Origin of the sequence: Candidatus Symbiopectobacterium endolongispinus (assembly GCF_018777385.1) — a bacterium.
Classification (GTDB): Bacteria; Pseudomonadota; Gammaproteobacteria; order Enterobacterales; family Enterobacteriaceae; genus Symbiopectobacterium; species Symbiopectobacterium endolongispinus.
In genome coordinates, this window is sequence record NZ_JAFJYB010000002.1 from 158,311 (window position 1) to 171,108 (window position 12,798).

Annotated in this window: 6 protein-coding genes and 8 pseudogenes; 7 read left to right on the top strand and 7 right to left on the bottom strand. The window is 54.0% G+C overall.

What is annotated here, in order from left to right; genetic code table 11:
- The first annotated feature begins 449 nt into the window (after positions 1-449).
- From JZM30_RS07390 to JZM30_RS07415, 6 genes and pseudogenes are all read left to right on the top strand, one after another.
- Positions 450-1,523, top strand: a pseudogene (locus JZM30_RS07390) (ABC transporter substrate-binding protein).
- A 24-nt stretch (positions 1,524-1,547) separates the two neighbouring features.
- Positions 1,548-2,446 (top strand): annotated as a pseudogene (locus JZM30_RS07395) (branched-chain amino acid ABC transporter permease).
- Positions 2,447-2,492: 46 nt separating this feature from the next.
- Positions 2,493-3,476: a branched-chain amino acid ABC transporter permease gene (locus tag JZM30_RS07400; RefSeq protein ID WP_252318776.1), complete on the top strand. Its 984-nt coding sequence runs from the start codon at positions 2,493-2,495 to the stop codon at positions 3,474-3,476.
- Positions 3,466-4,244: pseudogene (locus JZM30_RS07405) on the top strand (ABC transporter ATP-binding protein). The gene JZM30_RS07400 and the pseudogene JZM30_RS07405 overlap by 11 nt, the downstream one beginning before the upstream one ends.
- Positions 4,237-4,931: pseudogene (locus tag JZM30_RS07410) on the top strand (ABC transporter ATP-binding protein). Before JZM30_RS07405 ends, JZM30_RS07410 begins: the two co-directional pseudogenes overlap by 8 nt.
- Positions 4,932-5,095: 164 nt before the next feature.
- On the top strand, positions 5,096-5,869 hold the full coding sequence (locus JZM30_RS07415; protein ID WP_252318212.1) for a DedA family protein: 774 nt from the start codon (positions 5,096-5,098) through the stop codon (positions 5,867-5,869).
- A 257-nt stretch (positions 5,870-6,126) separates the two neighbouring features.
- On the opposite strand, the gene ilvN is transcribed toward JZM30_RS07415, so the two are convergent.
- The 6 genes and pseudogenes from ilvN to sgrR form a co-directional block, all read right to left on the bottom strand.
- On the bottom strand, positions 6,127-6,420 hold the full coding sequence (ilvN, locus tag JZM30_RS07420) for an acetolactate synthase small subunit (protein ID WP_252318213.1): 294 nt from the start codon (positions 6,418-6,420) through the stop codon (positions 6,127-6,129).
- 34 nt (positions 6,421-6,454) lie between these two features.
- Positions 6,455-6,685: pseudogene (locus tag JZM30_RS07425) on the bottom strand (thiamine pyrophosphate-dependent enzyme); the annotation flags it as partial.
- Positions 6,663-7,340 (bottom strand): thiamine ABC transporter ATP-binding protein ThiQ, encoded by a 678-nt coding sequence (gene thiQ / locus JZM30_RS07430; protein WP_252318215.1) that lies wholly within the window; start codon positions 7,338-7,340, stop codon positions 6,663-6,665. The pseudogene JZM30_RS07425 and the gene thiQ, both read right to left, overlap by 23 nt.
- A pseudogene (gene thiP, locus JZM30_RS07435) lies at positions 7,324-8,918 on the bottom strand (thiamine/thiamine pyrophosphate ABC transporter permease ThiP). Before thiP ends, thiQ begins: the two are co-directional and overlap by 17 nt.
- Positions 8,894-9,908 (bottom strand): annotated as a pseudogene (gene thiB / locus JZM30_RS07440) (thiamine ABC transporter substrate binding subunit). The pseudogenes thiP and thiB overlap by 25 nt, the downstream one beginning before the upstream one ends.
- 197 nt (positions 9,909-10,105) lie before the next feature.
- Positions 10,106-11,770 (bottom strand): annotated as a pseudogene (gene sgrR, locus JZM30_RS07445) (HTH-type transcriptional regulator SgrR).
- Between the two features lie 83 nt (positions 11,771-11,853).
- Here sgrR and sgrT point away from each other — a divergent pair.
- Positions 11,854-12,027, top strand: a complete 174-nt coding sequence (gene sgrT, locus JZM30_RS07450; RefSeq protein ID WP_252318216.1) for a glucose uptake inhibitor SgrT — start codon at positions 11,854-11,856, stop codon at positions 12,025-12,027.
- A gap of 84 nt (positions 12,028-12,111) precedes the next feature.
- Here the strand turns inward: sgrT and JZM30_RS07455 are convergent, their stop codons facing one another.
- Complete coding sequence (locus tag JZM30_RS07455; RefSeq protein ID WP_252318217.1) at positions 12,112-12,741, bottom strand: NADPH-dependent F420 reductase; 630 nt, start codon at positions 12,739-12,741, stop codon at positions 12,112-12,114.
- Positions 12,742-12,798: the final 57 nt, after the last annotated feature.

Genomic DNA, 12,798 nt, shown 5'->3' on the forward strand with positions numbered 1-12,798 from the left:
AATATAAACATGAGAACGAATTAACACTGGCTCGGTGATCATAGGTTTTGCAAATAAGAGAAATGTCTATAAGCACTAAAAAGGTTAATTGATTTTTAATAGAAAGTTATATTTCTACCGACTGCACTTTTAGCTGGCCCGCCCGAATCGAATTGGTGCAATGTACTTGGCTGTGTTTTTTCAATGCCCTGGTTTTCCACGTTCCTTCCTGAGTTTTATTCATATTTATCAACTAATTGATTGCTGAGTTTTACTTCTGGCACATTTGTTGCTGATTCTTTCTCCGCTAACAGAATATATCCCTGTGGCACGCTAACTGATCGACGCACTGGGCCAACTCTGTGGCTCCATTCTACTAAAGGGACGTAATCTCTTATTACTGATGGGGCGATGATATGAATCACAAACTGGTCAAACTGACGGTAGCAGCAGCATTGGTTTCCTCTGTCATGGGTGCCGCCAACGTGATGGCGGAAGAAATTAAAATCGGCGTAGTGTTACCGTTAAGCGGCCCGCTCAGCGGATATGGTCAGCCCTCTCAGAAAGGCGTTGAGCTGGTAAACAGCATGGAGCCGACGCTGAAAAATGGCGATACCGTCAAACTGAATCATTATCGATGACAAAAGCGACAAGGTAGAAGCGGCTAACGCCATGCAGCGTCTGGTTTCGAGCGATAAAGTCGATGCGGTGATCGGTGAAGTGACCTCCACCAACACGCTGGCGATGACCAAAATGGCGGAAGACACCAAAACCCCGTTGGTTTCTCCCACGGCCACTAACGACCGTGTAACCAGTGGCCGTCAATATGTGAGCCGCGTGTGCTTCTCTGACAGCTTCCAGGGGATCGTTGGCGCTAACCTGGCATAACGCGATCTGGGTGCCAAAACGCGGCGATTATGTATGACAGCAGCAACGACTACTCCGTTGGTCTCGCTAAAGCCTTCCGTACTCAGTTCCTGAAAAACGGGGGCACCATTCCTATCGAAGTGCAGGCTCCTGGCGGCAGCAAAGATTTCAAAGCACAACTCTCCTCGGTTAAAGCCAAGAATGTCGACATGATTTATATGCCGATCTACTACACCGAAGGCGCGCTGATTGCGGTGCAGGCCAAACAACTGGGCCTGAACGTGCCGGTGGTAGGCGGTGACGGTCTGGCGGCGGATCCAGTGTTCTTCAAACTGGGCCAGGATGCGGTAAAAGGTTACATGACCACCGATTACTACTCACCGAATGCCAAAGAGCAAACGCCGGAAGGGGAGAAATTCATCAAAGCCTGGACGGAAAAATACAGTGAACCGACCCACACCTGGGGCGCGATGACGGCCGATGCCTACAAGATGATCATCAATGCCATGAACCAGTGTGATAATCCGAAAGATCGCGTGTGCGTTAATGACAAAATCCGTGCTACCAGCGGCATCACTGGCACGCTGACGCTGAAAGATGGCGATGCTATCCGCAGCGTGGTGATCAACGAAGTGAAAAACGGCGAACTGGCGTTCAAAACGGTGGTAAACCCGTAATCGCGGGAAAATAAGGATTAAAAAATGGATGCAGCCATTTTCTTCCAACAGGTCGTTAACGGCATGAGTTTGGGCAGTATGTACGCGTTGATCGCTATTGGTTATACCATGGTGTATGGCGTGCTACGTCTGATCAACTTTGCTCATGCCGATATCATGATGGTGGGGGCATTTCTTGCCATGTTTGGTACCACCTATTTTGCGCTGCCCTTCGGGGCAGCAATTCTGTTTGCCGTGCTGTTTTCTGCGCTGCTCGGGGTCTGTATCGATCAGATTGCCTATCGGCCACTGCGCGGCGCGTCAAAAATCCCCATGCTGATCACCGCCATCGGTGTCAGCTTCTTTTTGGAAAACCTGTTCAACGTGCTGTTTGGCGGCAGCCCGCGTTTCTTTGAAACGCCGCCATTTTTCAACCGCACTATCACGTTCGGCAGCATCATAATCACCAACGTGGCCTGGATTGTGCCGCTGGTGACGCTGGTGTTGTTGGCCTGGATCTTGTTCATTCTCTATTGCACCCGTCAAGGCATGGCGATCCGCGCCGTGGCCTTTGATGTCAACACCGTGCGCCTGATGGGGATCGATGCCAACCATATCATTGCGTTTGTGTTTGCGCTCGGCAGCTCGCTGGCCGCTCTCGGCGGGATCTTTTACGCCACCAGCTACCCCACCATTGATCCGCTGATGGGGGTCTTGATCGGTCTGAAAGCCTTTGCCGCCGCCGTGCTCGGGGGGATCGGCAGCGTCACCGGAGCAGTGATCGGCGGCTTTATCCTGGGGTTCACCGAAGTGGTGGCGGTTGCCGCGGTGCCGGAACTGGGGGGTATAAAGACGCCTTTGCATTTATGTTTTTGATTTTGGTTTTGCTATTCAGACCGGTCGGCATCATGGGCGACGAGCGGTTGGAAAGGAGTCGCTTCTGATGAAAATGCCAGCCACGTCTCTCTCAACTTTTTTTGTTATGCAGCGCTGCTGGTTGTCAGTGTGCTGATGCTGAGCGTTTTTCAAAACCTGTTTAACGACTACATCATCCGCATTATCTGCAACATCTTCATTTTTATGATCTTGGCGGTTAGCTACAACCTGATTAACGGCGTCACCGGGCAACTCTCTCTGGAGCCAAACGGCTTTGTTGCGGTAGGGGCTTACGTGACCGCTATTTTGCTGTTAACAGCCGATGCCAAAACCAATATGTACGAAATGGCCGCGACCAGCCCGTTCATTTTGGCTATTCACACCTCATTTTTACCGGCGCTGTTGATCAGCGGCCTGTGTGCTGCGGTGCTGGCGGTGCGTCTCTCGTTCCCTGTGTTTCGGGTGCGCGGCGACTACCTGGCGATAGTAACCCTGGGGTTCGGTTTTATTATCAAAATCCTGGCGATCAATAACCCGCAAATCACCAACGGCGCTATCGGCATCAATGAGATCCCGCAGGCCAGCAATATGCTGTTCTGGTGTGGATTGGTGGCGCTGGTGGCCATCGTGCTGGTGTTGCAGGTGGTGTATTCCAAATACGGCCGTGCCATGAAAGCGGTGCGTGATGATGAGGATGCGGCGATTGCCATGGGCATCAACACCTTCCGCATGAAAACCTATGCCTTTGCCACTAGCGCCTTTTTCGAAGGTATCGGCGGTGGCCTGCTGACCATTACTTCTCCCGACCTGTTTGACTTCATGCTGACTTTCCAACTGCTGATCATCATCGTGCTGGGTGGTTTGGGCAGAACCACGGGGGCGATCCTTGGCACCATCATTGTGGTGGGTAGCGGTGAATGGCTGCGCTTCCTCGATCAGCCGCTCAATCTGTTCGGTCAGGATCTGGGCTCACACCCCGGCTTACGTATGGTGGTGTTCTCCCTGGTGTTGCTGGTCATCATGTTGTTTGCCCGCGAAGGGCTGCTGGGAAAACAGGAGATTTGGGAAATCAACAGGAAGCGCCGTCATGGAAAATAAAACGGTTCTTAACGTCGACAACATTGTGATGCAGTTTGGCGGGCTGCGTGCGATTGATAGCGTCAGTTTCAGCATCAATGAAGCCGAGATCTTTGGGCTTATCGGCCCGAACGGTGCGGGCAAAACCAACATGTTCAACGTGATTACCTCGAACTACAAGCCGACCTCGGGCTGCGTCAGTTTAGGAGATACCACCATCACGGGGCTAAAACTTAATGTAGTGGTTAACAAGGGGATTGCGCGCACGTTTCAAAATATCCGCCTGTTCGGTTCCATGACGGTGCTGGAGAACGTCTTGAGCGGTTTCGACGCGCGATTCATTACTCATTTATTGAGGCGGCACTGCATATGGGGCGTTTCTTTTCGGCAGAACGCAAAGCCAAAGAAGAGGCTATGAAGATTCTGGAGTACATCGGGATTGCCCAGCATGCCAATGCCCTGGCCACTAACCTCAGCTATGGGAATCAACGCAAGGTGGAGATCGCCCGCGCATTGGCGACGTCGCCATCACTGCTGCTGTTGGATGAGCCCGCTGCAGGCATGAACCAGAAAGAGACCAGCGAACTAGCGCAGCTGATTTTCAAAATGCGCGATGACTTCAAACTGACAGTGCTGTTGATCGAACATGATATGTTGTTTGTCAACACGCTGTGTGAACGTGTCATGGTGCTGGACTACGGCAAGCCGTTGTTTAGCGGGAAGACGCAGGAGGCCATCAACAACAAAGAGGTGATTGCCGCCTATCTGGGGGACATCGACTATGCTTAAGACCGAAAATCTACAGGTATTTTACGGGTTGATTCATGGACTGAAAGGCGTCGATATAGAGGTCAATAACAGCGAAATTGTTACCCTGATTGAGAGTAACGGCGCAGGAAAAACCTCGGCGCTGAGCGGTATCCTCAACATGGTGAAATCGTCGGGTACGGTAACCTTCCTCAATGAAGAGGTCACACACAGCCAAACGCACCAGATTGCGCGCAAAGGGCTGGCGCTGGTGCCGGAAGGGCGCAAGGTGTTCACCAACCTGACGATTGAAGAAAACCTGAAAATGGTGGCGTACAACAACCCAGTCAATTTCTATTATCTGTGTGAGAAGATGTATGCCCTGTTTCCTCGCTTAAAGGAGCGCCGCCATCAAATGGCGGGCACCATGAGCGGCGGCGAACAGCAGATGCTGCGATTGCACGCGCCCTGATGAGCGAGCCTGTCTTGCTGATGTTGGATGAATCCAGCCTCGGGTTGGCACCGAAGATTGTGGGCGAGGTGTTCAACATCATCAAGCAGTTGCAGAATGAGAACATTACCATTCCGCTGGTAGAACAGAATGCGACGGCGGCATTGAAAATCGCCGACCGTGCTTATGTGCTGGAGAATGGCAATATCGTACTGCACGGGGCGGCGGCGGATATTCTCGCCAATCCTGAGGTGAAACGGATGTATCTCGGGGGATGATCCCGCGCGAGTGCCTTTTTACTCATGATTGTATGTATAGAAAAACCCGCTATTGATGCCGTCTGCTATGATCCTGACAATGTTCTCCCTTTTATCCAATGTCCTGTTTATTGAACACTCTGTTTATTAAACCAAAGGTGCCGTTGATAACCCGGTAGGACTTTATGGAAGCGTGGCTGGATCATTTTGTGACCCAATCTGTCACCTATTCGCTGATTGCGGTGATGTTAGTGGCTTTTTTGGAATCGCTGGCGCTGGTGGGGCTGTTGCTGCCCGGCACGGTGATGATGGCGACATTGGGCGCGCTCATCGGTAGCTGGCAACTGAGCCTGTACGCGGCATGGGGTGCCGGGTCGATGGGCTGCCTGCTAGGCGATTGGATATCCTATTTCATCGGTTGGAAATTCAAAACGCCACTGCACAATTGGTCGTTTTTAAAGAAACACCAGACTTTACTGCGCCGCACGGAGCACGCCTTGCACCAACACCCGATGCCCACGATCATCATCGGGCGCTTCGTTGGCCCAACCCGCCTGTTGATCCAGATGGTAGCTGGGATGCTGGCGCTTCCCCCCACGCGCTTTGCGCTGCCTAATATCATTGGCTGCATTGTCTGGCCGCCAGTCTATTTTATGCCGGGCATTTTGGCGGGCGTCGCGTATGACATTCCGTCTGGTAGCAACAGCGCGTCATTCCGCTGGTTGCTGCTGGGGGTGGCAATACTGGTGTGGCTTGCCGGATGGCTAGGTTGGCGCTGGTGGAACAGTCGTAAGCAAACCAAAAGCCGTAAACGCTTGAAGTGGTTAACCGTGGCGCGTTTACACTGGTTGGCTCCGTTGACCATGACGGCCGCCGTCGCGGGGGTAGTGATGTTGCTTCAACACCCGATGATGCCGGTGTACACCAATCTGCTAGGTAAAGTGGTGCTGCGAGGATAACGTTATTGGGGCGCGTTTGGTTCGGTGAAATATCCGATAGAAGTGAGGTTGCTGTCCCCTTTTCGGCATGTCCGTGTTTCCCGGTTCCTCTCTTGTCATTCTCGACGAAAGCCGGGGATCTCTTTGAGAATAAAAGCGTTTCCTCGGTAAGAGATTCCCGCTTTCGCGGGAATGGCGGTGGTGGGTCGGAATGACGCTGGAAGCAGTGCTGTTTGTCAGCAACGCCGTCCAGCTCAGTGAGATTAGCGTCAGATCGCTCAACGATAAAACTCAGCCACCTGATCAAAAATGCGCATGTCGGCACCGTGGCGGCGCACCTGTAGCACATCCTCCAGTTTTTCCATCTGACTTATCATCTGCGGTAGTCGGTTGTCTTCCTGCACCAGAAGCCAGATGCGGCTCTCTTTGCCTCCGGCTAGCGGCATACACAGAATTCCTTCCACGTTATAAGCGCGACGGGCGAACAGTCCACACACATGAGACATGACGCCTGGGTGGTTACGTACCGCCAGTTCTAGTGTTACGTGAGACGAAGTTGATTGATTTTGCATAGTGTCAGTCTCCAATCATGTTGGTGTTGGCCCCGCCCGGCGTGTGCAGGGCATCTGCCAACATGGCAGTCGGATCGTCTGCGTTATTCAGGTCATACGCCGCGAAGCCAAAGCCACGAGCGATGCTGATAAAATCGGTTTGATAGCGGTAGTCAGCGGCGAAGATGCGCTGCCCATAGAACAGGTCTTGCTGTTGGTGCACCAGCCCTAATGCCTGATTGTTCATCAGGATGACCTTAACGTTAAGCCCCTCTTCGGCTGCCGTCACACAGCGACATCGTGGGGCCATCGTAGGCTATGTTCCCGTCGACCAACAGCAGACTGAGTGGAACAATACGCAATGCGTCATCCAGATAGTGAGTGGCCATCAGCAGCGTAAGCTGCTTCTCTGCACACACCCTATCAACCAGTGTGAGCATATCCTGACGCAGCGCCGGATCGAGCGCGGAGAACGGTTCATCCAGCAGCAGGACAGGGCGTTGGCGCAGCAGGCAGCGGGCCAATGCGGCGCGCTGGCGTTGACCGCCAGACACCTGCGCGGGCAGGCGCTGCATCAGGCTGTTTAAGCCCACGTGTTCTGCAATAGCGTGCAATGCCTGACGCTGTGCTGCCGTGAGACGCAAACCGGGGTGTAGGCCAAGCGCAATATTTTGCTCCAGCGTCAGGTGTGGGAACAGGTTGTTTTCCTGAAACAGAATTGACACCTGGCGCTCGGCGGGCGGCGTATAGCGATGATTGTCGCCATTTAGCCACAGTTCGCCGCTGTTCGGTAATAAAAAACCGGCAATCAGGCTGAGCAGCGTACTTTTTCCCGCACCACTTGGCCCCAACATGGCAACGCGCGCTCCCGCAGCGATGTTGACATCGAACTGCATGGGGGCCTGTTGATAGAGATAAGTGAGTTTATTCAACGACAGCATGTCGGCCCGCCCGTTTTTGCCACAGGGTCAATGTCTCCATCACGGTAAACAACGCGAAACAGAGCAGCATCAGCAGCAGTGCGGTTACCACACCGTCTGCGCTGCGATAAGCGCCAATTTGTTGGTAAAGATAGAAGGGCAACGTGCGGAACTGCTCATTGCCAAACAGGGCGATAATGCCGAAATCCCCAACCGATCGCGCAGGCAAATGCCATTGCCTGCGCGATCGGTTGTTGCAACGCGCGCAACTCAATCAGACGAAGACGGTTCCAACCGCGAATATCCAGAGACTGACACAGCAGATTATAGCGCTGAGCGATGTCGAGCATCGGGTTCTCCAACACCTTGAGCGCATAGGGTATGGCCATCAGCGCGTTAGTGGCGACCACTAGCCCATAGGGGGATGTCGGTAGCCCTACGGTGTTGTTAAGCACAAGAAAAAAGCCTGTCGCCAACACAATGCCCGGCATCGCCAGAATTAGCAGGCCGCTGATGACGCAGTTTCAGCTCACGGCTGCTCCACAGCAGCATCAGGGTCAGGATGACGCAAAGCACACCTGTGCCGAGCGCGATACGCAGGGATGTCCACAGCGTTTGCCACAGCGCGGGCTGTTTGAGCACCGCCAGCATCGCAGGACTGAGACCATCCAGCACCACGGCTAGCAAAGGTGGCAGCAGCAATAACAGCACAGCAACGATAATCGCGGTATCGCCCAACCGTCCAGCCAGCGAATCCTGTGGGTTGCGCCAGCGCAATTGCTGGGTATTGCCCACGGCGAACCACGATCCGAGTCGTTGGCTCAGTAGCACCAACCCCAGACAACAGACCATCTGGATCAATGCCAATCTAGCCGCGCGCAGGATCGTAATCAAAGCTCAATGCCTGATAGATAGCCAATTCGATCGTAGTGGCGCGCGGGCCTCCACCGAGTGAGAGTACGGTGGCAAAACTGGCGAAGCAGAGCATGAAAATCAGTGCCGCACTGGGCAGTATTTGACGCCGTAACCACGGCCATTCAATGAGACGAAAGGTTTGCCAGGCATTCATGCACAACTGGGCCGCTAACTGACGCTGCTCCTTGGAGATGGACTCCAGGGCTTGCAACAGCAGACGTGTCGCCAGCGGCAGATTGAAGAACACGTGGGCCAACAGAATCCCTTGCAGGCCATAGGGGGAAAAGGTGTAGTCGATGCCGAGTGCGCTTAAGCCTTGTGCCAGCCAGCCCTGTCGCCCGTAGACGCACAGTATGCCAAATACCGCCACCAACACCGTAACACCAGCGTCATGGCGCACAGGCGTAACAGCCAGGTTCTGCCGGGGAAATAGCGGCGGTAGGGGGCGCGTGCCAGCACAATGGCGGTCAGCGTGGAGAGTAGCGCCGAAAGCAATGCCTGCCAAAAGGTAAAGCGCACTACGTACCATACATAGCTGTCACCCCATAGCGTCTGTCATGGGGTATCAGGAGCCTGATGCCAGAGAGCGCCAAACGCGAGCAGGGCAACACCTGCCAGCAATGCCGCGATAAACAGCCCAGGCCAGAGCCAGTGTGGGATCAGCGGCTGACGGTGCGTTGCCATGCCTGAATCCACTGCCCACGCAGGTCTGCCACCTCTTGTGCGCTAAAGGACAGCGCTTTTTCCGGGAGCGCCAGCGATTGAAAACCTTCTGGCAGTGCCACGCCAGTGACCGGATACATCCAGTTGGTGGTTGGTATCAGGCTTTGGAACGTCGGGCTGAGGATAAACTGCATAAAGCGGTTAGCGAGTTCCGGATGCTTGCTGGCGGTCAACTGTCCGGCAACTTCAACTTGCATATAGTGGCCTTCGCTGAACAGCGCCGCTGCGTAGTTAGTCTTTTTCTCTTCGATAATGTGATAGGCCGGAGAGGTGGTGTAGCTCAGCACCAGATCTGCTTCGCCTTTAAGGAACAGACCGTAAGCTTCACCCCACCCTTTGGTGACGGTAACGGTTTTACGCGCCAGTTTTTGCCAGGCGTCAGGCGCTTTATCGCCAATACACCTTTTGCATCCACAGCAGCAGGCCCAGCCCCGGCGTACTGGTGCACGGGTCTTGATAAATTACCTTCAGCGGTTGCTCGCTGTTGATCAAGGCATCAAGACTGGTCTGTGGATTTTTTAGCGTGTCTTTGTTGTAGACGAACGCGAAGTAGCCGTAATCGTAAGGCAGGAACGTGGCGTTGTTCCAGCCGCCGGGCAGCGTTAACGCGTCGGTTTTCACGTGGTGTGGGGTAAATAGCCCGGTATCCGCTGCCGCTTTGAGCAGGTTGTTATCCAGCCCCAGGACGATATCCGCTTTGCTGTTTTTACCTTCCATACGCAAGCGGTTCAACAGGGCAACGCCATCTTCCAGCGCGACGAAATTTAATTCGCACTCGCACTCTTTTTCGAAGGCTTTTTTAATCGCCGGGCCGGGGCCCCATTCAGACGCGAAGGAATCGTAGGTGTAAACGGTCAATGCGGGCTTGGTATTAGCGGCAGCAGAGCCGAACAGTACGGCAGAGAGGCCGAATACAGGAAGTAATAAACGGGATAATAGCGACTGTAACACTTTGCACTCCTGGGTATATTAGGGTGGCAAAGGACTTTGAGGCAGGCGAATGCACCCTTAAATCCCTTCGCCGGTATTAACCGGATCAGGTTCGACGGGTATTTTCTCAGCATAAATACCTTGCGTTGACAATGCGATATCGCCAACAAACGGCCTACACCCGTTGAGAACGTCATTATTGTAAAGGGTTTGTAGCATCAGGGAAAGTCGGCGTCGTGCTCCGGCGGCACAAACCGGGCGGATTTAAAGTCGAACCAGCCCAACATGTTCATGCGCACGCCGCGCATGCTGCGCTGTCCCTGCAACTGTAACCAGTGGTGAAACAGCGGGTGGATCTCACCGCTGTCAATCAGGCGATGGCTGAAGTCGGCGATAGAGAGCGTTTGAGCGTGCCAGCGCCGTGCGTCTTGTTGTAACGAATCGCTCAGGCAGTGACGCAGCAGCGGCAACTCATACAGCAGGGCGAACAGCGAAAACTCCAGCGTAGGGTAGCAGTTGACACTGCTCAGCCAGATGTCGCTTTCCGCTTCTCCCAGATACCATTGCTCGTAGTCGACTTTCTGTATGTGCAGTGTCACGCCCTGTTGTGCCAGCAGGTCATGCATGATCTCGCCAATGATGCGGTACTCGGGGTGCTCCTGATAAAACGTCAGGGTGATATCAGTCAGGCCAGCAGGTTTCAGTGGTTGATTCTCAAAACGTTGGTGATGCCAACGAGGCAGTAAGCTGTACGCTGGCGACCAGCTATGTCGGTGGGTGCTCGTCGTCTGGCTGAGCAGCGTGATAGGGTGGAAGATCTGGCTGATCCAGCTGCGCACCTCGCTGTTTGCGCCTCGCGCAGAGCTGGTGTCAAACAGCAGGAAATAGCATCCTTCCTCCATGCGGCTTTCGAGCTTGTCGCGCGTGGAGGTGTCGCTTTGTACCTGAATGGACACCGGCAGCTCTTCGGAGGCGTCTGGCAACACCCAGATATTGACCTCATCGATCAGCGCCCGGTAGCCGAAATAGTCATCAAAGGCTTTTATTTTCAGCTGACTGTCGCTGTTTTTCTCCACCGCATAGGGGCCGGTGCCGACAGGGGGGCGCGCAAAATCGGCCTGTGCCTGCCAGTCGTGGGGCAGGATCATGGCATGCGCGCTACCGAGCAGCCAGGGGAGCCAACCATCTGGTTTGCTAAGTTCCACATCAATCACAAAGGGAATAGGGGAGGTCGCGCGTGTGATGTGTGAGAATAATGCCTGCGATGTCAACCGCATCACCGAGGCGATCACATCCTTCATCACCAGCTCGCGTCAATCGTGGAAGCGGATCGCCGGGCGTAAATAAAAACGCCAGCGGTGTGGCGTAATTTGCTGCCAGTGGTGCGCGAGGTCCGGTACGATTTCCCCGTTTTCCTCATTTATCTTGGTTAACCCGCTGAAGATTTGCCTGACGATATGCATCTCAGAGCGTCGCAGTGCGGAGCCGGGGAGCAGGTTGCGCAGTGGTCGATAATAAAGCACGCGCAACAGATGTTCCCCTTGGCGAAAACGACGGCCCAGGTGGGAAAGCAACATCTGGCGTACCGTCTCTTTATCACTGATCAACTGCTCGACGCGTTCCTGCTCCAGCAAGTCTTCCGCGCGCTGTTGTTGCAACGTTAAGCCGGTATAGATAAAACTGAGACGGGAGCGTTTTCCGCGTCCCGCTTCCGCCTGCCACAGCAGCCACCCCTCTTTTTGCATGGCTCCGAGCAGTGAACGGATATGGCGGCGCGAGCAGAGTAATACCCCGGCCAGCTCTTCAAGCGTGGTGTCGGTATCCTGCCCCTGAAAGCGCTGCCAGAGGCGGACAAACTGCTGTTGCAAACGTGTCGATGACATAAAAGAGGAACTCCGCGAACCAAAGTCATCAATTTATCTTTTCCTATATTACGGCGATACTGCACAACAAGGAAAGCACGGAGGTGGCTAATGGCGATTTCACGGCTCAATCAATTTTACCGGCACTACTTCTTCTTGCATTGCCCTGGCTGCTGGCTGAGGGGATCAGCGCTCAGCAAAAGCTGGCGTTGTTACAGCAAGTGACGCAATGGCATACCGATGCGATGTCGGAAGAAGAGTACCGGCACTGGCTCTAGTGCTGTTCTGGTAGTAGAGAAACTTCTGAGTAATGGTGCTTTTCACCAGCCAGCGGCCTGCGCCGCTGGCATTTTTATTGCCCATCAGTTGCGTTGTACGCCTTCCAGTGCCGCCAGCAACGCCTCTTTGGTCATGCGCCCGCAGTAAGCAGGAGTGCCCCGTTCAAAGCGCCATTCTTCGGTGAGCGCGCCAACGTCTACCGCATCAAAACCGAAAGCTTCATACAATTCATGGGCAATCTGCTTGCCTTGCGCATTGTCCACCGCCAGTGGCAATGTGCGACGGTTGGGGCTGCCAGCCGGTAAACCATCGCTTTCCAATTGCGTCATCTGAATAGCATTGAACGCCTTGGTGATGAGGGCTCCGGGTAAATGGCGTGCCAGTAGTTCGCTGGTGGTGGTTTGTGCGCTGTCGAGCACATCAACCTGACCATCACGCTCCTGGTAATAATTGACCGCATCGAGCACCTGCTTGCCCGCCAGCAGCGCGGCAGGCAATCGATCGATTGCCGTCAGCGGAACGGCTATCACCACTACATCACCAAACTGAATGGCCTCTTCAACCGTTCCAGCCTGACAGCCTACCATCGAGCGGAAGCTAAACAGCGTTTGCGGGCCACGTGAGTTACTGAGCATAACCTGATGTCCGGTGTTAATCGCGAGCGTGGCAATCGTTCGTCCGACAAAGCCCGCGCCAATAATGCCTATTTTCATGCTGATCTCCTGTTGCGTCATTCATCAACAGGGAGCGTAATTCACCACTAAAATAAG